Source organism: Variovorax multivorans, assembly GCF_051216835.1.
Taxonomy (GTDB): Bacteria; Pseudomonadota; Gammaproteobacteria; order Burkholderiales; family Burkholderiaceae_C; genus Variovorax.
In genome coordinates this window covers 639153-660596 of sequence record NZ_JBPJZL010000002.1, presented here as the reverse complement: position 1 = coordinate 660596, position 21444 = coordinate 639153, and the positions used below count along the sequence as shown (strand labels likewise).

The 21444-nt window shown below is 65.3% G+C and carries 20 protein-coding genes; 17 read left to right on the top strand and 3 right to left on the bottom strand.

Annotated elements, in window-relative coordinates; translation table 11 throughout:
- Positions 1–91: 91 nt before the first annotated feature.
- From ACSFCA_RS06695 to ACSFCA_RS06680, 4 genes are all read left to right on the top strand, one after another.
- Positions 92–2272, top strand: coding sequence for a cytochrome c biogenesis protein ResB (locus ACSFCA_RS06695; protein ID WP_435459018.1), 2181 nt, complete (start codon positions 92–94; stop codon positions 2270–2272).
- Entirely contained in the window at positions 2269–3585 is a 1317-nt protein-coding gene (ccsB, locus tag ACSFCA_RS06690) for a c-type cytochrome biogenesis protein CcsB (protein ID WP_258350990.1), read from the top strand. Before ACSFCA_RS06695 ends, ccsB begins: the two co-directional genes overlap by 4 nt.
- 116 nt (positions 3586–3701) lie before the next feature.
- The gene (gene msrP, locus ACSFCA_RS06685; protein WP_435459017.1) at positions 3702–4730 is read left to right on the top strand and encodes a protein-methionine-sulfoxide reductase catalytic subunit MsrP; all 1029 of its coding nucleotides are present in this window, start codon (positions 3702–3704) and stop codon (positions 4728–4730) included.
- A gap of 28 nt (positions 4731–4758) precedes the next feature.
- The gene (locus ACSFCA_RS06680; protein WP_258350988.1) at positions 4759–5424 is read left to right on the top strand and encodes a protein-methionine-sulfoxide reductase heme-binding subunit MsrQ; all 666 of its coding nucleotides are present in this window, start codon (positions 4759–4761) and stop codon (positions 5422–5424) included.
- Between the two features lie 9 nt (positions 5425–5433).
- Here the strand turns inward: ACSFCA_RS06680 and lysA are convergent, their stop codons facing one another.
- A complete protein-coding gene (gene lysA, locus ACSFCA_RS06675) occupies positions 5434–6720 on the bottom strand; it encodes a diaminopimelate decarboxylase (protein WP_435459016.1) in 1287 nt (428 codons plus the stop codon).
- Complete coding sequence (lptM, locus tag ACSFCA_RS06670; protein ID WP_435459015.1) at positions 6717–6980, bottom strand: LPS translocon maturation chaperone LptM; 264 nt, start codon at positions 6978–6980, stop codon at positions 6717–6719. Before lptM ends, lysA begins: the two co-directional genes overlap by 4 nt.
- A gap of 36 nt (positions 6981–7016) precedes the next feature.
- On the opposite strand from lptM, the gene cyaY reads away from it, so the two are divergent.
- Complete coding sequence (gene cyaY, locus ACSFCA_RS06665; RefSeq protein WP_435459014.1) at positions 7017–7349, top strand: iron donor protein CyaY; 333 nt, start codon at positions 7017–7019, stop codon at positions 7347–7349.
- 16 nt (positions 7350–7365) lie between these two features.
- Here cyaY and ACSFCA_RS06660 read toward each other — a convergent pair whose 3' ends face one another.
- Positions 7366–9774, bottom strand: coding sequence for a penicillin-binding protein 1A (locus ACSFCA_RS06660; protein ID WP_435459013.1), 2409 nt, complete (start codon positions 9772–9774; stop codon positions 7366–7368).
- A gap of 239 nt (positions 9775–10013) precedes the next feature.
- On the opposite strand from ACSFCA_RS06660, the gene ACSFCA_RS06655 reads away from it, so the two are divergent.
- From ACSFCA_RS06655 to ACSFCA_RS06600, 12 genes are read left to right on the top strand one after another with little or no spacing between them, the layout of a single operon-like run.
- On the top strand, positions 10014–11093 hold the full coding sequence (locus ACSFCA_RS06655) for a pilus assembly protein PilM (protein WP_258350983.1): 1080 nt from the start codon (positions 10014–10016) through the stop codon (positions 11091–11093).
- Complete coding sequence (locus ACSFCA_RS06650; protein WP_435459012.1) at positions 11090–11710, top strand: PilN domain-containing protein; 621 nt, start codon at positions 11090–11092, stop codon at positions 11708–11710. The genes ACSFCA_RS06655 and ACSFCA_RS06650 overlap by 4 nt, the downstream gene beginning before the upstream one ends.
- Before the next feature lie 6 nt (positions 11711–11716).
- The gene (locus tag ACSFCA_RS06645) at positions 11717–12394 is read left to right on the top strand and encodes a type IV pilus inner membrane component PilO (protein WP_093048539.1); all 678 of its coding nucleotides are present in this window, start codon (positions 11717–11719) and stop codon (positions 12392–12394) included.
- Complete coding sequence (locus tag ACSFCA_RS06640) at positions 12391–12930, top strand: pilus assembly protein PilP (RefSeq protein WP_435459011.1); 540 nt, start codon at positions 12391–12393, stop codon at positions 12928–12930. The genes ACSFCA_RS06645 and ACSFCA_RS06640 overlap by 4 nt, the downstream gene beginning before the upstream one ends.
- Complete coding sequence (locus ACSFCA_RS06635; protein ID WP_435459010.1) at positions 12927–15083, top strand: type IV pilus secretin PilQ; 2157 nt, start codon at positions 12927–12929, stop codon at positions 15081–15083. The genes ACSFCA_RS06640 and ACSFCA_RS06635 overlap by 4 nt, the downstream gene beginning before the upstream one ends.
- A gap of 23 nt (positions 15084–15106) precedes the next feature.
- Complete coding sequence (locus ACSFCA_RS06630) at positions 15107–15655, top strand: shikimate kinase (protein WP_258350980.1); 549 nt, start codon at positions 15107–15109, stop codon at positions 15653–15655.
- 35 nt (positions 15656–15690) lie between these two features.
- Positions 15691–16800: a 3-dehydroquinate synthase gene (gene aroB, locus ACSFCA_RS06625; protein ID WP_435459009.1), complete on the top strand. Its 1110-nt coding sequence runs from the start codon at positions 15691–15693 to the stop codon at positions 16798–16800.
- Positions 16797–17927, top strand: a complete 1131-nt coding sequence (locus ACSFCA_RS06620) for a deoxyguanosinetriphosphate triphosphohydrolase (RefSeq protein WP_435459061.1) — start codon at positions 16797–16799, stop codon at positions 17925–17927. The genes aroB and ACSFCA_RS06620 overlap by 4 nt, the downstream gene beginning before the upstream one ends.
- On the top strand, positions 17924–19183 hold the full coding sequence (locus ACSFCA_RS06615; RefSeq protein ID WP_435459008.1) for an MFS transporter: 1260 nt from the start codon (positions 17924–17926) through the stop codon (positions 19181–19183). Before ACSFCA_RS06620 ends, ACSFCA_RS06615 begins: the two co-directional genes overlap by 4 nt.
- Positions 19180–19755 (top strand): DUF1415 domain-containing protein, encoded by a 576-nt coding sequence (locus tag ACSFCA_RS06610; protein ID WP_435459007.1) that lies wholly within the window; start codon positions 19180–19182, stop codon positions 19753–19755. Before ACSFCA_RS06615 ends, ACSFCA_RS06610 begins: the two co-directional genes overlap by 4 nt.
- On the top strand, positions 19752–20645 hold the full coding sequence (locus ACSFCA_RS06605; RefSeq protein ID WP_258350975.1) for a class I SAM-dependent methyltransferase: 894 nt from the start codon (positions 19752–19754) through the stop codon (positions 20643–20645). The genes ACSFCA_RS06610 and ACSFCA_RS06605 overlap by 4 nt, the downstream gene beginning before the upstream one ends.
- A 33-nt stretch (positions 20646–20678) precedes the next feature.
- Positions 20679–21374 carry a transposase gene (locus ACSFCA_RS06600; protein WP_435459006.1) on the top strand — a complete coding sequence of 232 codons (696 nt, stop codon included), beginning with the start codon at positions 20679–20681 and terminating at the stop codon, positions 21372–21374.
- Positions 21375–21444: the final 70 nt, after the last annotated feature.

Sequence of the window (21444 nt, the reverse complement as noted above, 5' to 3'; positions counted from 1 at the left end):
CCGCCGACAACAACCCCAAACAAAGGGCGGGCCGATCCAGCAGGATGGCCCGCCTTTTTGCTTTTTTCCCTTCTTCCCTTACCTTCGCCCGATGTCCGTCTCCACCCATGGCCTTCGCGTTCATCGCGGCCCGCACATGCTTCGTGCTGCGGTGGAGCTGTTTTCGTCGATGCGCTTCGCGATCGCGCTGCTCACCATCATCTGCATCGCATCGATCATCGGCACCGTGCTCAAACAGCACGAGCCGATCAACAACTACATCAACCAGTTCGGGCCGTTCTGGGCCGAGCTGTTCCGCGCGGCGCGGCTCGACTCGATCTACAGCGCCTGGTGGTTCCTGCTGATCCTGCTGTTCCTCGTGATCAGCACCACGCTGTGCATTGCGCGCAACACGCCGCGCATCCTGGTCGACCTCAAGACCTTCAAGGAAGACATCCGTGCGCAGAGCCTGAAGGCCTTCGGCCAGCGCGCAGAGAACCGGCTCGGTGAAACGCCCGAAGCGGCGGCCAACCGCATCGGGCAACTGCTGGTGAGCGGCGGCTGGAAGGTCAAGCTGCAGCAGCGCGAGGCTGTCGACGGCAGCCGACCGACTTCCGCGGGCTGGATGGTCGCGGCGCGTGCCGGCGGCGCCCACAAGCTCGGCTACATCGCGGCCCACAGCGCGATCGTGCTGGTGTGCATCGGCGGCCTGCTCGACGGCGATCTCGTGGTGCGCGCGCAGACCTGGTTCAACGGCAAGAGCGTGTTCACCGGCGGCGGCATGATCGCTGACGTGGCGCCGGAGCACCGCCTGTCCGCCAGCAACCCGACCTTCCGCGGCAACATCCTCGTGCCTGAAGGCGGGCAGGGCAGTGTGGCCATCCTGAACCAGTCCGACGGCGTGCTGCTGCAGGAGCTGCCGTTCTCCATCGAGCTGAAGAAGTTCATCGTCGACTACTACTCGACCGGCATGCCCAAGCTGTTTGCAAGCGAGGTGGTGCTGCACGACCGCGAGACTGGCGAGCAGGTGCCCGCGCGCATCGAGGTGAACCACCCGGCCAGCTACAAGGGCGTGGAGATCTACCAGTCGAGCTTCGATGATGGCGGCTCCAAGGTGAAGCTCAAGGCGGTGCCGATGGCGGCCGCTGCCAAGTCTTTCGAAGTGGAAGGCATCATCGGCGGCCCGAGCACCGAGATCACCAACGGCAAGGACAAGCTCACGCTCGAATACGCCGCGCTGCGCGTGATCAACGTCGAGAACTTCGCCGACGCCGGCGTCATGGGCAGCGGCGCCGACGTGCGCAAGGTCGACCTGCGCCACGACATCGAATCGCGCCTGGGCGCCGCCAACAAGACCAACAAGCCGAAGGTGCTGCGCAACATCGGCCCGAGCATCGGCTACAAGCTACGCGATGCCGCCGGCCAGGCGCGCGAGTATCAAAACTACATGGTGCCGGTCGACACCGGCGACGGCCAGCCGGTGTTCCTGCTCGGCATGCGCGAGAAGCCCGAAGACCCGTTCCGCTACCTGCGCGTGCCGGCCGACGAGCAGGGCTCGATGGATGGTTTCGTGCGCATGCGCGCCGCACTCGGCGACGCCGACACCCGCGCGCGCGCCATCGAGCGCTACATCGCCAAGGCGACCGACCCCAAGCGCCCCGAAATGGCCGAGCAGCTGCGCGTGTCGGCCGCGCGCGCGCTGGCGCTGTTCTCGGGCAGCGAGCGTGCCAAGGCCGACGCCACCACCGTAGGCGGCTGGCAGGCGATTGCAGAGTTCATGGAAGTCAACGTGCCCGAGGCCGAGCGCGAGCGCGCCGGCGGCGTGCTGGTGCGCATCCTGAACGATGTGCTGTTCGAAGTGCTCAATTTGAGCCGCGAAGGCGCCGGCCTGGCCGCGCTGCCGAACGACGAGAAGTCGCAGGCCTACCTGACCCAGGCCGTGCTGGCCATCAGCGACGCGCACTTCTACCCGGCCCCGGTCGCGATGATGATGACCGACTTCACCCAGGTGCAGGCCAGCGTGTTCCAGGTGGCGCGCGCCCCTGGCAAGAACGTCGTCTATCTGGGCTGTCTGTTGCTGATCGTCGGGATTTTTGCCATGCTGTACGTGCGTGAGCGGCGCCTCTGGGTGTGGCTGACGCCCGATGGCAATGGGACAGACGGCGACAAATTGGAGACAGCCGCCACGATGGCGTTCTCGGTCAATCGCAAGACCATGGACAGCGACCGCGAATTCGAGCACCTCAAACGCAAGTTGCTCGCCCTGAACAAGACAGAACCCGAGACACCATGAACACCACGACCCTCACGCTCAATGAAAGCTGGCTCTCGCGCCGCAACCTGTTCGACTGGGTGTTCGCGGCGCTGGTGCTGGCCGGCGGCCTGTTCGCGTTCGCGCGCTATGCGGGGTCGATGGACTACTACGAGAAGCCGATCCTCATTGCCGCGGTGATCGCGATGATCTCCATCGGCTGGTTCTGGCGGCCGCTGCGCGTGCTGGCTATCGTGGTGGCCGCGGCGTCGCTGCTGGCCATTGCCTCGTACCAGGGCGACCTGGCGCGCGCCGACACGGTGTTCTGGCTCAAGTACTTTTTGTCGAGCCAGTCGGCCATCCTCTGGATGAGCATGCTGTTCTTCATGGGCACGCTGTTCTACTGGCTCGGCTTCTTCGGCGGCAAGCAGTCGGACACCTTCGACATGATCGGCTCGCGCCTGACCTGGGCTGCGGTCACGATGGCGCTGATCGGCACCATGGTGCGCTGGTACGAAAGCCACCTGCTCGGCCCGGACATCGGCCACATCCCGGTCAGCAATCTGTACGAAGTGTTCGTGCTGTTCTGCTGGCTGACGGCTGCGTTCTACCTCTACTTCGAAGAGCGCTACAACACGCGTGCGCTCGGCGCCTTCGTGATGCTGGTGGTGAGCGCGGCGGTCGGCTTCCTGCTCTGGTACACGATCGTGCGCGAGGCGCATGAAATCCAGCCGCTGGTGCCTGCGCTGCAGAGTTGGTGGATGAAGCTGCACGTGCCGGCCAACTTCATCGGCTACGGCACCTTCGCGCTGTCGGCCATGGTCGCCTTCGCCTATCTCATCAAGGAGCAGGCCAACGAGACTCGCTGGTACAAGCTCACGCCGATCTGGCTGCTGGGCGTAGCGCTGTGCTTCGTGCCGGTGGCATTCCGCCAGCGCGTGCAGGAAGCCGGCGGCAGCTACTGGGTGGTCTATGCGGGCATCTCGGCGCTGATTGCGGCGGGCATCCTGCTCGGGCGCAAGCGCATCGCGGCGCGCCTGCCGGCCAACGACGTGCTCGACGACGTCATGTACAAGTCGATCACCGTCGGCTTCGCCTTCTTCACCATCGCCACCGTGCTGGGCGCCCTGTGGGCTGCCGACGCCTGGGGCGGCTACTGGAGCTGGGACCCGAAGGAAACCTGGGCGCTGATCGTCTGGCTCAACTATGCGGCCTGGCTGCACATGCGGCTCGTGAAGGGCCTGCGCGGCACCGTGGCCGCCTGGTGGGCACTGGGCGGGCTGGCGGTCACCACTTTCGCCTTCCTTGGCGTGAACATGTTCCTGAGCGGGTTGCACAGCTACGGCACGCTGTAGACGCAAGCTTGCGGTCTTTCGCGAAGAATTGAAACCGCGCGCCGCGACGGCGCGTAACCAAATCAGGGTTGGTCACGAACTACCCTGAGCACAACGATTCACGCGAAAGGCCTGTCATGTCGTTCCATTCCCGCCCGATCCGTCGCAACAGCAGCAGCCAAGGCGACAACGGCTTCATCCACCCGCTGTCGAGCGAGATCACGCCGCGCGCCGCCTACGAAAGCCGGCGCGACATGCTGAAGCTCATGGCTGGTGGCGCGGCAGGGGCGGCGCTGGCCGGTTTTGCCTCGCGCGAAGCCTGGGCACAGGCCGAGCGCCCCAACAAGCTCGCGCCGCTGCCGGGCGCCAAGTCGACGGTGCCGGGCGCCATGTCGATGGAAAAGCTCACCGACTACAAGGACGCATCGACCTACAACAACTACTACGAGTTCGGCACCGACAAGGCCGATCCGGCCAAGAACGCCGGAACGCTGAAGACGCGGCCGTGGACAGTGGAGATCGAAGGGCTGGTCAAGAAGCCGGGCAAGTACGGCATCGAAGACCTGCTCAAGCTCAGCGCGCAGGAAGAGCGCATCTACCGCCTGCGCTGTGTCGAAGGCTGGTCGATGGTCATTCCGTGGGTCGGCTATTCGCTGGCCGAGCTGATCAAGAAGGTCGAGCCGCAGGGCAATGCCAAGTTCATCGAGTTCGTGACGCTGGCCGACCCCAAGACCATGCCCTTCGTGGGCTCGCGCGTGCTCGACTGGCCCTACACCGAAGGCCTGCGCATGGACGAGGCGATGCATCCGCTCACGCTGCTTGCCTTTGGCATGTACGGCGAGGTGCTGCCCAACCAGAACGGCGCGCCGGTGCGCCTGGTGGTGCCGTGGAAGTACGGCTTCAAGTCGGCCAAGTCGATCGTGAAGATCCGCTTTGTCGAGAAGGAGCCGAGCACCGCCTGGAACAAGGCTGCGGCCAACGAGTACGGCTTCTATTCGAACGTGAACCCGAACGTCGATCACCCGCGCTGGAGCCAGGCCACCGAGCGCCGCATCGGCGACGGCGGCGGCCTGTTCGCCAAGCGGCGCAAGACCGAGATGTTCAACGGCTATGAAGCCCAGGTCGGCCAGCTCTATGCGGGCATGGACCTGAAGAAAAACTTCTGAGCCCGCTTCTGCACCCGGCCATCGCTCCATGAACAAGCTGCTCATGCACCCGGCGACCAAGCCGGTCATCTTTTTGCTGTGCCTGCTGCCGTTCGCACGGCTGGCCTACGGCGCGTTCACGGACGGACTCGGCGCCAACCCCGCCGAGTTCCTGATCCGCGCCACGGGCGACTGGACGCTGCGCTTCATCTGCATCGTGCTGGCGGTGACGCCGCTGCGCGTCATCAGCAAATGGAACGCGCTTGCGCGCTATCGGCGCATGCTGGGCCTGTTCGCCTACTTCTACGTGGTGCTGCACCTGCTGTGCTACAGCTGGTTCGACATGGGCTTCGAGTGGGGCGACATCGCCAAGGACATCGCGAAGCGGCCGTTCATCCTGGTGGGCTTCTCGGCCTTCGTGCTGCTGACGCCGCTGGCGGCCACGTCGTTCAATCGCGCGATCAAGGCGATGGGTGCCAGGCGTTGGCAGATGCTGCACAAGCTGGTCTACGTGATCGCGGGCCTGGGCTTGCTGCACTTCTTCTGGATGCGCGCGGGCAAGAACAACTTCGCCGAAGTGTTCATCTACGTTGCGATCATCGGGGTGCTGCTGGCGTGGCGCGTGTGGAATTTTGCGAGCAAGCGCAGGGCGAAGCCGGCAGCAGGGGCAGCAGGCGCGGTGCGCAACAGCGAGAAGCCGCTGCGCACCAACTGACGGCAGTAATCAGCCGTCGATCTCGCTGCGCAGCTGGTCTTCCATCGTCTCGCGACGGCGGATCAGCCTGGCGCTGGCACCACTCACCAGCACCTCGGCGGCACGGCCGCGCGTGTTGTAGTTGCTGGACATGCTCATGCAGTACGCGCCCGCCGACAGCACCGCCAGGAGGTCGCCCGCCACCACGTTGAGCGCGCGGTCGCGGCCGATCCAGTCGCCGCTTTCGCAGACTGGGCCAACCACATCGTAGGTCGGTGCGTCGCCGGCGCGCGTGCGCACCGGCACGATACGCTGGAAGGCCTGGTACATCGCGGGGCGCGGCAGGTCGTTCATGGCCGCGTCGACGATGCAGAAGTTCTTGTCCTCGCCCGGCTTGGTGTAGAGCACCTCGGTCACGCACACGCCAGCATTGCCGACCAGCGAGCGGCCGGGCTCGATCACCAGCTTGCGCTGGCCGAAGCCGCGCGCGTCGAGCTTGGCGAGCAACTGCTGCCACAGCGCATCGGCCTTGGGCGGGACTTCGCCGTTGTAGTCGATGCCCAGGCCACCGCCGAAGTCCAGGTGATGGATCGGCACGCCGGCCGCCTCGATTGCCTCGACCAGGTCGAGCACGCGATCGCAGGCGTCGAGGTAGGGCGAGGCTTCGGTGATCTGCGAGCCGATGTGGCAGTCGATGCCGACCACTTCCAGGCCCGGCAGCCTTGCGGCATGCCGGTAGGCCTCGACCGCGCGGTCGTGCGCGATACCGAACTTGTTGCCTTTGAGGCCGGTGGAGATGTACGGATGCGTCTTCGGGTCGACGTTCGGATTGATGCGAATGCTGATGGGCGCGCGCTTGCCTTCGGCCACCGCCACTTCGTTGAGAACGTCGAGCTCGGCTTCGCTCTCGACGTTGAAGCAGGCGATGCCGGCGGCGAGGGCCTCGCGCATTTCCGCGCGCGTCTTGCCGACGCCGGAGAAGATGATCTTCTTCGGATCGGCGCCGACGGCCAGCACGCGAGCCAGTTCACCGCCCGAGACGATGTCGAAGCCGCAGCCTGCCTCCGCGAAAACGCGCAGCACGCCGAGCGACGAATTGGCCTTCATCGCATAGCAAATCAGCGCATCGCGACCTTCGAAGCCACGCTGGTAGGCCGCCAGGGCGTCCAGCATCCACTGCTTCGAGTAGACGAAAAGAGGGGTGCCATGCTCGCGGGCCAGTGCGTCGAGCGCAACGCCTTCGACGTGCAGCGCGCCGTCGCGCTCGGCAATGTGCGGCTGGCCGGGGAGGGCGGGGGATGTGATACCGGAGCTCACTTGCGCGGTTCCGTGCTGTTGCTGGCCGGTGCGCTGGCAGCAGCGGCCGGTGCACTTGCGGCAGCCGCTGGTGCGGGCGCCGCCTCGCTGGAGGACGATGACCGCAAGCTTTCGGGCGTCATCAACTGCGGCAACGTGGCTCGTCCGGCGGCGGCAGGATCGGTCGGCAGGTACAGCGCACCGCGCTGTCCGCAAGCAACCAGACCGGCAGCGCCTGCGACGAGGCAGACCATGAGCGCAGCGCGGGCGCGGGTGCTCACTAGAATTTGGCGAACGTTCAACATAGCGAAATTGTAATGACCGACACCGAGTACATGGACCGCGCCGAAGCCGCGCTCGCCGCCATCGAGCAAGGCTGCGACCGTATCAACGAGGCAACCGACGCCGACATAGACAACCAGAGGGTGGGCGGGATGATCACGATTTCGTTCCCCAACGGCAGCCAGTTGATCGTGAATCTGCAAAAGCCCCTGCAGGAAATCTGGCTTGCCGCGCGCTCCGGCGGCTACCACTATCGCCATGACGGCCAAGTCTGGGTCGATACCAAGACCGGGGAGGAATTCTTCGGCAACCTGTCGCGCGAGGCGACCATGCAGGCAGGTCAGCCGCTGGCATTCGCGGCCGCCTGATTCTTCGTCTTCGCCGTCAGTTGCGGAAAAGATCGAGGATGCGATTGCGCTCCTCGGGCGGGGCCGGCGGGCTCACTGGGGCGCCGGTCAGGGCTTCCGCTGGCGCCGCAGGCGTGGACTCCACACCCAGGCTTGCCACGCCGCGTCCCGGCGCGTAGTCGTCGTAGTACCACTCGCCGCCGACGCTCACGATGCCTGAAGGCGGATTGGCCGATAGCTCAGTCACCGGCACGCCCTTGATGGCGGTTTCCATGTAGGTGATCCAGATCGGCAGGCTCAGGCCGCCGCCGGTTTCGCGGTCGCCCAGGTTGCGCGGTGTGTCGTAGCCGATCCACGAGATGGCCGTCATGGTCGGCTGGAAGCCCGCGAACCAGGCATCCAGCGAGTCGTTGGTGGTGCCGGTCTTGCCGTACAGGTCGGGGCGCTTGAGCATGGCTTGCGCCTTGGCAGCGGTGCCGGCGCGGGCCACGGAATTCAGCAGCGTGTCCATGATGAAGGCATTGCGCTGGGGAATGGCGCGCAGCGACTCGTTGAGCAGCGGCGGTTGCTTGTCGACCAGCACCTTGTCCTTGTGGTCGGTGATGCGGGTCACGAGATACGGATTGACGCGGTAGCCGCCGTTGGCGAACACCGAATAGCCCACCGCCATCTGCATCGGCGTGACCGAGCCTGCGCCGAGCGCCATCGGCAGATAGGCCGGATGCTTGTCCTTGTCGAAGCCGAAATTGGTGATCCACTCCTGCGCGTAGCGCGTGCCGATGGACTGCAGGATGCGGATCGACACGAGGTTCTTCGACTTCATCAGCGCGGTGCGCATCGACATCGGACCGTCGTAGCCGCCGCCGTAGTTCTTCGGCTCCCAGGGCTGGCCGCCGGTGGTGCCGGCGTCGAAGAAGAGGGGGCCGTCGTTGATGACAGTGGCCGGGGTGAAGCCCTTTTCAAGCGCCGCGGAATAGATGAATGGCTTGAAGCTCGAACCCGGCTGGCGCCAGGCCTGCGTCACGTGGTTGAACTTGTTCTTGCCGAAATCGAAGCCGCCGACCAGCGCCTTGATGGCACCGTCGCGCGGATCCATGGCGACGAAAGCGCCTTCCACCTCGGGCAGTTGCGTGATTTCCCAGGTGTTCTTGAGCGTCTTCACCACACGGATGACCGCGCCGCGGCGGATCTTGATGTTGGGCGGAGCCTTGTCGGAGAGGCCGGACTGCGCGGGCTTGAGGCCGTCGCCGGTGATCTGCACGGGGTCGCCGTTGCCGCGCACGGCGTCGATCTGCTTGGCCGTGGCCTTGAGCACGACCGCTGCCATCACGTCGCCGTTGTCGGGGTGGTCGCTGAGTGCGTCGTCCACCGCCTCGTCGAGTTCCTTGGCGTCGTTCGGCAGATCGACGAACTTCTCGGGGCCGCGATAGATCTGGCGGCGCTCGTAGTCCATGATGCCCTTGCGCAGTGCCTTGTAGGCTGCAGCCTGGTCGGCCGCGACCAGCGAGGTGTAGACCTTCAGGCCGCGCGTATAGGTGCTGTCGCCGTACTGGGCGTACATCAGCTGGCGCACGGTTTCCGCGACGTATTCGGCGTGCAGGCGGTTCGGGTCGGCGGCATCGCGCAGGTGCAGTTCTTCCTTCTTGGCTTCGGCGGCCTGTTCGGCGGTGATGAAGCCGGCTTCCTGCATGCGGTCGATTACGTAGAACTGGCGGCCGCGTGCACGCTGTGGGTTGTTGACCGGGTTGTTCGCACCCGGCGCCTTCGGCAGGCCGGCCAGCATGGCGGCCTGTGCGATCGTGAGCTCTTGCAACGGCTTGCCGAAATACGCTTCGGAGGCGGCGGCGAAGCCGTAGGCGCGGTTGCCGAGGTAGATCTGGTTCAAGTAGATCTCGAAGATCTGGTCCTTGGTGAGCAGGTGCTCCAGCTTGAAGGTCAGCAGCACCTCGTAGATCTTGCGGGTGAGCGTCTTCTCCGAGCTCAGGTAGACGTTGCGTGCCACCTGCATCGTGATGGTCGATGCGCCTTGGCTTTTCACGCGATTCATGTTGGCCAGGCCCGCGCGCACCATGCCCTTGTAGTCGACGCCGCCGTGGTCGTAGAAGCGTGCATCTTCGGCCGCGAGCACGGCGTCTTTCACGACCTTCGGAATGGCCGAGATCGGGGTGAGATTACGGCGCTCCTCGCCGAATTCACCGATCAGGATGCCTTCGGCCGAGAACACCCGCAGCGGCAGTTTGGGCCGGTAGTCGGAGAGCTCGCTGATGTCCGGCAGGTTCGGATACGCGACGGCAAGAGCCACCGCCACCACGCAAAGTACCGCCAGCACACCGGCCGCGGCAATGCCGAAGCCCCAGAAGAAAAAGCGCAACAGCCATTTCAGCCAGGTCGGGCGCTTGGGGGGAGGGGTCTTGGCTGGCCCTTTGGGGCTTGAAGTTTCTTGCATGAGGGGCCGGAGAGTCACCGGACATTATAAAAAGCCGTCCTCTTTTCACGATCCGATCTTTGCTGCCCTTGCATCGCCATAATTCAAAAGTTACAAAATGCGGATTTGACGTCAGGTTTTGACAACGCTTCAGGGTTTTGCCCCCCGGCGCTGCTTGGTTGCCGCTACGCCTGCTGCTAGCATGCAACCGAACGCACATTTTTCTATTGGTTACAAATACAGGGGGAGAGGGACCTAACTTGGCTGCTCTTGGATCATTGTTTCGTCGTCAGAACGCTCCCCTGCTTGGGCTGGATGTCAGTTCGTCCAGCGTCAAGCTGGTCGAGCTCGGCCGTGAGGCCAGCGGCAAGCTGGTTCTGGAACGCTGTGCCATCGAGCCCCTGGAACGTGGCTGGATCACTGACGGCAACGTCGAAAAGTTCGACGAGGTGGCGGAAGCCGTCCGGCGCGTCGTCCGCAAGAGCGGCACGCGCACGCGCAATGTGGCGCTTGCACTGCCGCCATCGGCCGTGATCACCAAGAAGATCATTCTTCCGGGCGGCATGAGCGAGCAGGAGCTCGAGATTCAAGTCGAGTCCGAAGCCAACCAGTACATCCCGTTCTCGCTGGACGAAGTCAGTCTCGACTTCTGCGTCACGGGGCCGAGTGCCACGTCCGCTGGCGACGTGGAAGTGCTGATTGCCGCGTCCCGCAAGGAAAAGGTCCAGGATCGCGAAGGCTTGGCAGAAGCCGCCGGCCTGAAGGCGATGATCCTCGACGTCGAGTCCTATGCATCGCGCCTGGCAACCGCCCGCCTGATCGAGCAGTTGCCCGGCAAGGGTGTGGATTCGATCGTGGCGCTCTTCGAAGTGGGTGCCTTCACCACCAGCATGCAGGTGCTGCGCAACCAGGAAGTGCTGTACGACCGCGACCAGGCATTCGGCGGCGCCCAGCTCACGCAACTGATCGTGCGCCAGTACGGTTTTTCCGCTGAAGAAGCCGAAGCCAAGAAGCGCAGCGGCGACCTGCCCGACGACTACGGTTCCGGTGTGCTCAAGCCTTTCGTGGAAAGCATCGCGCAGGAAATCGCGCGTGCGCTCCAGTTCTTCTTTACAAGTACGCCGCACAACCGTGTCGACTACGTGCTGCTGGCGGGTGGATCGGCATCGCTGCCGGGCCTGACCAACGCCGTGACGCGACAGACTTCGTTTGCCTGCTCGCTCCTGAATCCCTTCGACGGCATGGACTTCAGCTCGAACATTCGCGAGAAGAAGGTTCGCCGTGAGGCGCCGTCCTATCTGACCTCTTGCGGGTTGGCCATGCGGAGGTTCCTGCAGTGATCCTCATCAATCTGCTTCCGCACCGCGAAGCTGCACGCAAGCGGCGGCGCGAGGCTTTCTTTGGCACCTTGGGCGCCGCAGCGGTGCTGGGTCTTCTGATCGCCGGCCTGGGCTACCTCTGGTTCGAGGCCCAGATCGCAGGGCAGCGATCAAAGAACAGCTTCCTCTCGGCCGAAATCAAGAAGCTCGAGGTCGAGATCAAGGAAATCTCGACATTGCAGGAAGAAATCGCGGCGCTGCGCGCGCGCCAGCAGGCCGTCGAAGACTTGCAGGGCGACCGCAATCTGCCTGTGCACCTGCTCAACGAACTGGTCCGGCAACTGCCCGACGGTGTCTATCTGACCAGCATGAAGCAGGACAACCAGACGGTCACGCTTCAGGGCATGGCCCAGTCGAACGAGCGTGTCTCGGAACTGCTGCGCAACCTTGGCAACAACAGCCCTTGGCTTGTGAAGCCGGAGCTGGTTGAAATCACTTCGGCAAACGTGAACCTGACTCAGCGGGACCAACGCCGCGTGGCGAACTTCACGATGCGCATTGGCCTGAAACGCCCCACCGATGCTCAAAAGGCCGCCGCCGAAAAGGCCTTGGCCGCAACGGCGCAATCCAAGGGGTAACCGATCATGGCAAGCAATCGCCCCTCCCAAAAAATAGATGTCGGCGCTGCGTTGCAGCGTTTCGGCGAACAGTTCCGCGGGCTCAACCCGAACGATCCGTCGATGTGGCCGCCGGTGCCCCGGTACGCGCTCTGCCTGGCGGTCACCGCGCTGGTACTGGTTGCCCTGTGGTTCGTCTGGCTGACCAATTCAAACGACGAACTCGAAAGCGAGCGTTCCAAGGAAGTCGCGCTCAAGGCCGACTACCAGAAGAAGGTGGCCCAGGCGGCCAACCTCGAACTGCTGAAGAAGCAGCGCGAACAGGTCCAGCAGTACGTGACCCTGCTCGAGAAGCAATTGCCCAGCAAGGCTGAAATGGACGCTCTGCTGTCGGACATCAACCAGGCAGGCCTTGGCCGCAGCCTTCAGTTCGAGTTGTTCCGTCCTGGCACGGTGTCGGTCAAGGACTACTATGCCGAGCTGCCGATCGCCGTTCGCGTGACGGGGCGCTACCACGACATGGGCGCCTTTGTAGCCGACGTTGCCGGCCTGTCGCGCATCGTGACGTTGAACAACATCACCGTCACTCCGCAAAAGGACAAGGACGTGCTGACGATGGACACCACCGCACGCACCTTCCGCTACCTCGATGATGACGAGCGGGCCGCGCAGAAGCGCGCCGCTGCGCCGAAGGCGAAGAAATGAAAATCGCCGCCAAAGTACTGTGGCTCACGATGGCCGCGCTGGGGCTGAGTGCCTGCGACTCGGGCCAGGACGACCTGCAAAGCTGGATGGCCGAACAGCGCGCCCAGGTGAAGCCCTCGGTGCCACCCATTTCGGAGCCCAAGAAGTTCACGCCGCAGGCCTATACCGAAGCCTCGTCGTTCGAGCCTTTCAACATCCTGAAACTGACGCAGGCGCTGCGCCGCGAGTCGAACCAGCCGAGCACGTCGGAGCTGATCGCGCCCGAACTGGCGCGCCGCAAGGAGGCGCTCGAAGCCTTCCCGCTCGACTCGATGGCGATGGTCGGCAGCATGAACCGCAACGGCCAGCCGGTGGCGCTGGTCCGTGTCGACAAGCTGCTCTACAAGGTGCGCGTCGGCGAATACCTGGGACTCAACTACGGGCGCATTACCCGTATCAACGAAACCGAAGTCGCCTTGCGTGAAATCGTGCAAGACGCCGCCGGTGAATGGATCGAACGCGTCGCGACGCTGCAGCTGCAAGAGAGTGCGAAATGAACCAAAACAAATCAACGATGGCACAGTGGCTGCGCGCTGCCGGCCTGGGTCTGCTGGCCTTCGGTGCATTGGCCGTGGCCCATGCGCAAAACGCCATCGAGGCCGTGACCAGCTCGACCCAGTCCGGTGCGGAAGTGATCCGCATCGACCTCGCGCAGCCGCTCACCGCGGTGCCCGCCGGGTTTGCCGTGCAAACGCCGGCTCGCATTGCGCTCGATTTTCCGGGTGTCACGAATGCCATCGGCCGCTCCGCCATCGAAGTGAACCAGGGCAACCTGCGTTCGGTGAACGTGGTCCAGGCTGGTGAGCGCAGCCGGGTGGTGTTGAACCTGAAGCAGGCGACTGCGTACAAGGCCGAGATCCAGGGCAAGTCGCTGCTGGTCATCCTCGAGCCGGTGGCTGGCTCCGCGCTTGTCACGTCTGCCGCCACGACTTTCGCGGAAAACCGCAACCGGGACATGCTGCCGTTGCGCGACGTCGATTTCCGCCTTGGCGCCGACAGCACGGGCCGCGTCATCGTCGATCTTCCGAACAACCAGGTTGGTGTCGACGTCAAGCAGCAGGGCAAGAACCTCGTCGTGGAGTTCACCAAGTCGACGTTGCCCGAGGGGCTGCGCCGCCGCCTCGACGTGGCCGACTTCGGAACGCCGGTCCAGCTGATCACTTCGCAGCAATCGGGCGACCGCGTCCGCATGACGATCGAAGCCAAGGGCGACTGGGAGCACAGCGCCTACCAGAGCGAGAACCAGTTCGTGGTCGAAGTCCGCGCCCGCAAGGTCGATCCGACCAAGCTGACGCAAGGCGTCGGCTACAACGGCGAAAAGCTGTCGCTGAACTTCCAGAACATTGAAATCCGTTCGCTGCTGCAGGTGATTGCCGACTTCACGAACTTCAACATCGTGACCTCGGACTCGGTGAGCGGCGCGCTGACTCTGCGACTGAAGGACGTGCCCTGGGACCAGGCGCTCGACATCATCATGCAGGCGAAGAATCTGGGCATGCGCAAGAACGGCAGCGTGCTGTGGATCGCGCCCAAGGATGAAATCAACGCGAAGGAAAAGCTCGAATTCGAGGCCAAGGCCGCGATCGAGAACCTGGAGCCACTGCGGACCCAATCGTTCCAGCTTAACTACACCAAAGCGATTGCCATTGCTCAGGGGCTGACTGGGACGAGCGCTGCATCGGGTGGCGGTGGCGGTGGCGGTGGAGGTACGACGACGCGAATCCTGAGTCCCCGCGGCAGCGTCATCGCAGAGTCGCGCACCAACCAGCTCTTCGTGTCGGATATCCCGTCGCGCCTGGCCCAGATCACCGACCTGATCCAGAAGCTGGACATCCCGGTTCGCCAGGTGCTGATCGAAGCCCGGATCGTTGAAGCGTCCGATACCTTCGGCAAGTCGCTCGGTGTGCGGCTGGGCGGCGGTATCTCGGGCGAGCGCTTTGCCTCGTCCGCTGGGAATCGGGCCTATGGCAACGTTGGCGTGATGCCCGTCGTCACGGCGGGCACCAACGGTGGCGCCAGCACTGCCACCACCACTTGGACTAATTCCAACTTCATCAACCTCCCGGCAGGCGATGCGGGCGGCACAGGTAACGCGGCAGGTACCTTCGCGATCTCGCTCTTCAATTCGAGCTTCTCGCGCATGCTGAACCTCGAAATCTCGGCGCTCGAAGCCGACGGCAAGGGCAAGCTGGTGTCCAGCCCACGCGTCATCACAGCCGACCAGACCAAGGCGCTGATCGAGCAGGGTGAAGAAATCCCGTACCAGCAGGCCACGTCCAGCGGCGCTACCTCGATCTCGTTCCGCAAGGCGGTGCTGAAGCTCGAAGTCACGCCGCAGATCACGCCGGAGGGCAACATCATCCTGACGCTGGACGTAAGCAAGGACGCCCGCGGCGTGAATACCTCGGCGGGCCCGGCGATCAACACCAAGCACGTGCAGACCGAGGTGCTGGTGGAGAACGGCGGCACGGTCGTCATCGGTGGTATCTTCGAGCTCACCGAAACCAATGACGAATCGCGCGTGCCGGTGCTGGGTGAAGTGCCCTACCTGGGGGCACTGTTCCGCAAGCGCGAACGCGTTGCCAACAAGACCGAAATGCTCGTCTTTATCACCCCGAAGATGATTACCGACCGCAACGCCGCGCGCTGACGCGCGGGCGTAGCAGCCACCGCGTGGCGGTCGCACTCGTCGGCTTGCCCGGCGCCGGAAAATCCGCAGTGGGCCGGCGCCTGGGGATGCGGCTGGACCTTCCGTTCATCGACACCGATCACGTGATCGAGCAGCGCATAGGCTGCTCGATCCGCGATTACTTCGAGCGAGAGGGCGAAGTAGCCTTTCGAGACATCGAGCAGACCGTGATCGCCGACCTGGCTGCCAACGCCCATGGCGTTCTGGCGACTGGAGGCGGCGCGGTGCTGCGGGAGGCCAACCGCACCCAGTTGCGCGATCACTTCCACGTGATCTACCTGCGCTCCTCCCCCGAAGACCTGTTTCGGCGCCTGCGCCACGACGTCAAGCGCCCCCTGCTGCAGGTGGCCGACCCGCTGGGTCGGCTGCGCGAACTGCACGATGCGCGCGACCCGTTCTATCGGGAAACAGCCCATGACGTGGTCGATACCGGTCGCCCGTCGATCGCCATGCTGGTGAACATCATCGTGATGCAGCTGGAGCTGGCGGGCGTCGTCGAGCCAGGTGCTCACCCCGAAGAGCCCCCCGCCTGAGCCCGCCCGGGCCGCAGCGCCTAAACTCGCTGCCCATGTCCCTGCCCGTACTTTCCGCCCCGCCAGAACGCGTCGACATCCAGCTCGGCGACCGCAGTTACCCGATCCTGATCGGCGCCGGCCTGCTGGACGACCCCAAGAGCTTTGCCGTCACGCCCGCCGCGGCCACGGCCCTGATCGTCAGCAACACCACGGTGGCGCCGCTTTACGCCAAGGCGCTGCAGGCTGCCCTGGCGGACCGCTTCCGCACGGTTCACCTGCTCGAGTTGCCCGACGGCGAGGTCTACAAGAACCTGCAGACCCTGAACCTGATCTTCGACGACCTGCTGGGCCATGGCAGCGACCGCAAGACCGTGCTGTTCGCCCTGGGCGGCGGCGTGGTGGGCGATATGACCGGCTTCGCCGCCGCCAGCTACATGCGAGGCGTGCCTTTCGTGCAGGTGCCGACCACGCTGCTGGCGCAGGTTGATTCCTCGGTCGGCGGCAAGACGGCCATCAATCACCCGCTCGGCAAGAACATGATTGGCGCGTTCTACCAGCCGCAGCTCGTGGTTTGCGATCTGTCCACGCTGCAGACGCTGCCCCCGCGCGAACTGAGCGCCGGCCTGGCCGAAGTCATCAAGTACGGCCCGATCCACGACATGGCCTTCTTCGACTGGATCGAGGCGAACATCGACGCCCTCGTCGCAAGAGACCCCGCCGCACTGGCCTACGCCGTCAAGCGCAGCTGCGAGATCAAGGCGCTGGTGGTCGGCCAGGACGAGCGCGAGACCGGCCTGCGCGCGATCCTCAATTTCGGCCACACCTTCGGCCACGCGATCGAGTCGGGCCTCGGCTATGGCGAATGGCTGCACGGTGAGGCCGTCGGCTGCGGCATGGTCATGGCGGCGCACCTGTCGCAGCGGCTCGGCGGCGTCGATGCCGCATTCGTCGAGAGGCTCACGCGCCTGATCGAGCGCGCCGGCCTGCCGATCGTCGGCCCCGCGCTGGGAGCCGAGCGCTATCTGGAGCTGATGCGCGTCGACAAGAAATCGGAAGCCGGCGAGATCCGCTTCGTGGTGATCGACCGGCCCGGCTCTGCCGTGGTCCGCAGCGCGCCTGACGCGCTGGTGCGCGAAGTGCTCGCGCAGTGCTGCGCCGGATGAGCCTCGCGGCCTATGCCTGCCTGCCCGCGCGGTCGCGCGGCCGTCGGCATGCGGAGCCGCCCGCGCCTACGCGCGATGCCTTCCAGCGCGATCGCGACCGCATCGTGCATTCCACGGCTTTTCGCCGACTGGTCTACAAGACACAGGTGTTCCTGAACCACGAGGGTGACCTGTTCCGTACCCGGCTCACGCACTCGCTCGAAGTTGCCCAGCTGGGCCGCTCGATCGCCCGGGCCCTGCGCATCAACGAAGACCTGGTCGAAGCGATTGCGCTGGCCCATGACCTGGGCCACACGCCCTTCGGCCATGCGGGCCAGGACGCGCTCAACGACTGCATGGCCGGGCATGGTGGCTTCGAGCACAACCTGCAGAGCCTGCGTGTGGTCGATGCGCTGGAGCATCGCTATCCGCAGTACGACGGGCTGAATCTCAGCTTCGAGACCCGCGAGGGCATCCTCAAGCACTGCTCCCGCGCGAATGCGGAGCGCATCGAGGCGGCTGAGCCCGGGGGTGTGGCCCGGCGCTTCCTGGACCGCACGCAGCCGGCCCTCGAGGCGCAGCTGTGCAACCTCGCCGATGCCATCGCCTACAACGCCCACGACATCGACGACGGCGTGCGCTCGGGGCTCATCAGCGTCGAGCAACTGTCCGAGGTCGAGCTGTTCGAGCGCCATCGCCGCGAGGCGCTTGCCGAGCACCCGCAGTTGCAGGGCCGACGCGTGCTCTACGAAACCATCCGGCGCATGCTGAGCGCGCAGGTCTACGACGTGATCGACGCGACGCGCGCGGCGCTCGAAGTCCTCGCTCCGGCCGATGCCGACGCGGTGCGCAAGGCTCCGCCCGTTGTCGCGTTCAGCGGCACCATGCAGGCCCAGTCGGAAGACCTCAAGCGCTTTCTCTTCCACAACCTTTACCGGCATCCGCAGGTCACCCAGACCACCGACCAAGCACGCGACGTGGTGCGGGAGTTGTTCGAGGCCTATCTCGAGCGCAGTGCCGAAATGCCAACTTCCTTCGCTGAGCGCGGCGACAGGCACCGCGCTGTGGCCGACTACATCGCAGGCATGACCGACCGCTTCGCAATGCGTGAACACGAGCGGCTCACAGGCCGTCGGGGGATCGCGTGAGTTCCGTCGCAGCACGTCCGCGAGTTCCCGTCGCCGCCTTTGCCGTCCTGCTGGGCGGCGTCAGCGGAGCCCTGCACTTGGGCAAGCTGCCGCCTGCCGTGCCGGCGCTGCAGGCATCGCTCGGCATCGGCCTGGTCGAGGCGGGATTCCTTTTGTCGCTCGTGCAGGTCGCAAGCATGACCCTGGGGCTGCTGGTCGGGCTTGCTGCCGACACCATCGGCCTGCGCCGCAGCATGCTGACGGGGCTGATCGTCTTGACCGTCGCGAGCCTGCTGGGTGGCTTGGTCGGCACCAGCGCGGACGGCGGCGCGCACGCCGTGCAATGGCTGCTTCTGCTGCGTGGCGTCGAAGGCATTGGCTTCCTGCTGGCGGTCATGCCAGGACCGGGGCTGATCCGCGCCTTGACCCCGCCGGGCGCGGACAAGGCGGCGCTGGGCCTCTGGGGCGCCTACATGCCGCTCGGCGTGGCCCTTGCACTGCTGCTTGGACCCGCCCTGATCGCCTGGGGCGGTTGGACGGGCTGGTGGTGGGCGCTGTCGCTCGTTTCGGCCGGTGCTGCGCTCTGGCTGTGGACGGTCGTGCCTGCTGATCGCACCCGCCAGGCAGCGGCAGGCCAGCCCAGCGAAGGCTGGTCATCGCGCCTGCGCGCCACTGTCGGTGCGCGTGCACCCTGGCTGATCGCGCTGACGTTCGCCGTGTACTCGTCACAGTGGATGGCCGTCATCGGTTTCCTGCCCGCCATCTATGCGGGTGCGGGCGTGCCGGCCGCCTGGAACGCGGTGCTCACCGCGCTCGCGGCTGCCATGAACATCGTCGGCAACATTGCCGGCGGCCGCTGGCTGCAGCGCGGTGTGGCGCCCGAACGCCTGCTGCAACTCGGCTTCCTGACGATGGCGCTGGGCGGCGTGGCCGCCTTCGCGCAAACAGGGCAAGGCGCCGACGCGCTGGGCCTGCCACCCGCGCTGCGCTACATCGCCGTCTGCGCCTTCTCGCTGGGCGGCGGCATGGTGCCGGCCACGCTGTTTTTGCTGGGAGTGCGGCTGGCACCCGGGCCCACCACCGTGTCGACGACCGTCGGCCTCATGCAGCAGGCTTCCTCGCTCGGCCAGTTCCTGGCCCCGCCCGCGGTGGCGTGGCTGGCCCACCGCGTTGGCGGCTGGCACTGGACCTGGACGGCCACGCTGGCCTGTTCGCTGGCCGGCATGGCGATCGCGCGGCGACTGGGGCGGATTCGCCCTGCGGCGGAGATGGCATGACCCATCCGACGACAATTGCAGCCGCCCAGGCCGAAGCGGACACGCGGCGCTGGCTCGAATGCGCGGTGATCGGCCTCAACCTGTGCCCCTTCGCAAAGGCCGTGCACGTGAAGGCGCAGATCCACTACGCCGTGTACGAGCCCACCGAAGAGGCCGACCTGATGGATGCGCTACTGGCCGAAGCCAAAGACCTCGCAGCGCTCGACGCCGCCGTGCGCGACACCACACTTCTGATTGCACCGAACACCTTGGCCGACTTCCTGGACTTCAACGATTTCGCGGCGCGTGCCGAACGCCGGCTCGCGCGCGCCGGTTTCGACGGCGTGTTCCAGCTGGCGAGCTTTCATCCGCAGTTCCAGTTCGCCGGCACCGAAGCCGACGACCTCGGCAACGCCACCAACCGCGCGCCATACCCCACGCTGCACCTGCTGCGCGAGGACAGCGTGAGCCGCGCGGTCGAGGCGTTCCCCGAGGCGGAGGCCATCTTCGAGCGCAACATCGACACGCTCGAAGCGCTGGGGTCCGATGGCTGGGCGGCGCTCGACGTCGGCCCCGGGAGTGCCAAGCCATGAACACCAAAGCCGCATCGAAACCGGTGACGAAGACGAACAAGGCAGTCAAGGCTGATGCCGAACTGGCCGATGCCCTGCGCCCTGGCCAGTCCGTCGAGTTGCTCAAGGAGCTGCACATCCTCACCCGCGAGGGGCGGCTCAACCAGGACTCGCGGCGCAAGCTCAAGCAGGTCTACCACCTGTTCCAGTTCATCGAGCAGCTGCTGCGCGAGCTGCCGGAAGAGGGCGCAGGCGCCACGCTGGCCGACCATGGCGCGGGCAAGTCGTACCTCGGCTTCATCATCTATGACCTGTTCTTCCGGGCACGACAGGGCAGCAGCGGCCATGTCTACGGCATCGAGACGCGCGGCGAACTGGTCGAGCGCTCGCGTGCGCTGGCGCAGCGGCTGGGCTTCGACCGCATGTCGTTCCTGAACCTCACCGTGGCCGAATCGGCGCAGGCAAGCGAACTGCCGGAGCAGATCGACGTGGTCACCGCGCTGCACGCCTGCGACACCGCCACCGACGACGCCATCGCCTTTGGCCTGGCCAAGAAGGCGCGCTGCATGGTGCTCGTGCCCTGCTGCCAGGCCGAAGTGGCCGCCTGCCTGCGCGAAACCAAGGCGCTGGCACTCTCGCGGACACCGCTGGCCGAGCTGTGGCGCCATCCGCTGCACACGCGCGAAATCGGCAGCCAGCTCACCAACGTGCTGCGCTGCTTGTATCTCGAAGCCAACGGCTACAGCGTTACGGTGACCGAACTGGTCGGCTGGGAGCACAGCATGAAAAACGAACTGATCCTGGCGCGCTACACGGGCCAGCGCAAGGCGAGTGCGGCGACGCGGCTGCGCGAGTTGCTGGCGCAGTTCGGGCTCGACACGCTGGGCGACACGCGCTTTCGTCTCGCCTGAAGGCTGGCGCGCAACTCGCGTCCGCTTGCCCCGATGGCCCGTCTTCCCCGTCTCACGCTGGCCGACATGCCGCACCACGTGATTCAGCGCGGCAACAACCGCCAGCCGATCTTCGTGGATCGCGCGGATCACGAGAAGCTGCTCGCGCTGCTGGCCGAGAACGCCACGCGCTTCGGCATCGCGCTGCATGCCTATGTGTTGATGGACAACCACTTTCATCTGCTGGCCACGCCCAACAGCACCACCGGCCTGCCCCAGTTCATGCAGTCGGTGGGTCGCAGCTACGTGCGCTACTTCAACGACCGCCACGGCCGCAGCGGCACGCTGTGGGAGGGGCGCTACCGGTCGACGCTGATCCAGGCCGACCGCTACCTGCTGACCTGCATGGCCTACATCGACCTCAACCCGGTGCGGGCGGGCATGGTGGCCGATGCGCGCGACTTTCCGTGGTCGAGCCACGGCCACTACGCCGGGCTGCGGCACGACCGGTTGCTGACGCCGCATCCGCTGTACTGGGAGCTCGGCAACACGCCGTTCGCGCGGGAGGCCGCGTATGTCGAGTTGGTGCGCGGTGGGGTACGCGCGGCTGACCAAAGCGCGCTGACTGAAGCCACCTTGCGGGGCTGGGCTGCCGGTGACGACGATTTTCTCGACGGCCTGCAGAAGTCCACCGACCGCCGGGTGGTCAAAGCCAAGGCTGGCCGGCCGCCTTCGAACAGCTCATCCTGAGCTGAAAAGCGGCACCAATTCATTGCGTCGATTGGTCTTTGTGCTCCTGTTTTCGATATGTCCCCAATTT

What these genes read in the sequence shown, in the direction of transcription:
- ACSFCA_RS06695 (WP_435459018.1), top strand. Translation starts at nt 92, where the DNA reads ATGTCCGTCTCCACCCATGGCCTTCGCGTTCATCGCGGCCCGCACATG.
- ccsB (WP_258350990.1), top strand. Translation starts at nt 2,269, where the DNA reads ATGAACACCACGACCCTCACGCTCAATGAAAGCTGGCTCTCGCGCCGC.
- msrP (WP_435459017.1), top strand. Translation starts at nt 3,702, where the DNA reads ATGTCGTTCCATTCCCGCCCGATCCGTCGCAACAGCAGCAGCCAAGGC.
- ACSFCA_RS06680 (WP_258350988.1), top strand. Translation starts at nt 4,759, where the DNA reads ATGAACAAGCTGCTCATGCACCCGGCGACCAAGCCGGTCATCTTTTTG.
- cyaY (WP_435459014.1), top strand. Translation starts at nt 7,017, where the DNA reads ATGACCGACACCGAGTACATGGACCGCGCCGAAGCCGCGCTCGCCGCC.
- ACSFCA_RS06660 (WP_435459013.1), bottom strand. Translation starts at nt 9,774, where the DNA reads ATGCAAGAAACTTCAAGCCCCAAAGGGCCAGCCAAGACCCCTCCCCCC.
- ACSFCA_RS06645 (WP_093048539.1), top strand. Translation starts at nt 11,717, where the DNA reads ATGGCAAGCAATCGCCCCTCCCAAAAAATAGATGTCGGCGCTGCGTTG.
- ACSFCA_RS06640 (WP_435459011.1), top strand. Translation starts at nt 12,391, where the DNA reads ATGAAAATCGCCGCCAAAGTACTGTGGCTCACGATGGCCGCGCTGGGG.
- ACSFCA_RS06635 (WP_435459010.1), top strand. Translation starts at nt 12,927, where the DNA reads ATGAACCAAAACAAATCAACGATGGCACAGTGGCTGCGCGCTGCCGGC.
- aroB (WP_435459009.1), top strand. Translation starts at nt 15,691, where the DNA reads ATGTCCCTGCCCGTACTTTCCGCCCCGCCAGAACGCGTCGACATCCAG.
- ACSFCA_RS06620 (WP_435459061.1), top strand. Translation starts at nt 16,797, where the DNA reads ATGAGCCTCGCGGCCTATGCCTGCCTGCCCGCGCGGTCGCGCGGCCGT.
- ACSFCA_RS06610 (WP_435459007.1), top strand. Translation starts at nt 19,180, where the DNA reads ATGACCCATCCGACGACAATTGCAGCCGCCCAGGCCGAAGCGGACACG.
- ACSFCA_RS06605 (WP_258350975.1), top strand. Translation starts at nt 19,752, where the DNA reads ATGAACACCAAAGCCGCATCGAAACCGGTGACGAAGACGAACAAGGCA.
- ACSFCA_RS06600 (WP_435459006.1), top strand. Translation starts at nt 20,679, where the DNA reads ATGGCCCGTCTTCCCCGTCTCACGCTGGCCGACATGCCGCACCACGTG.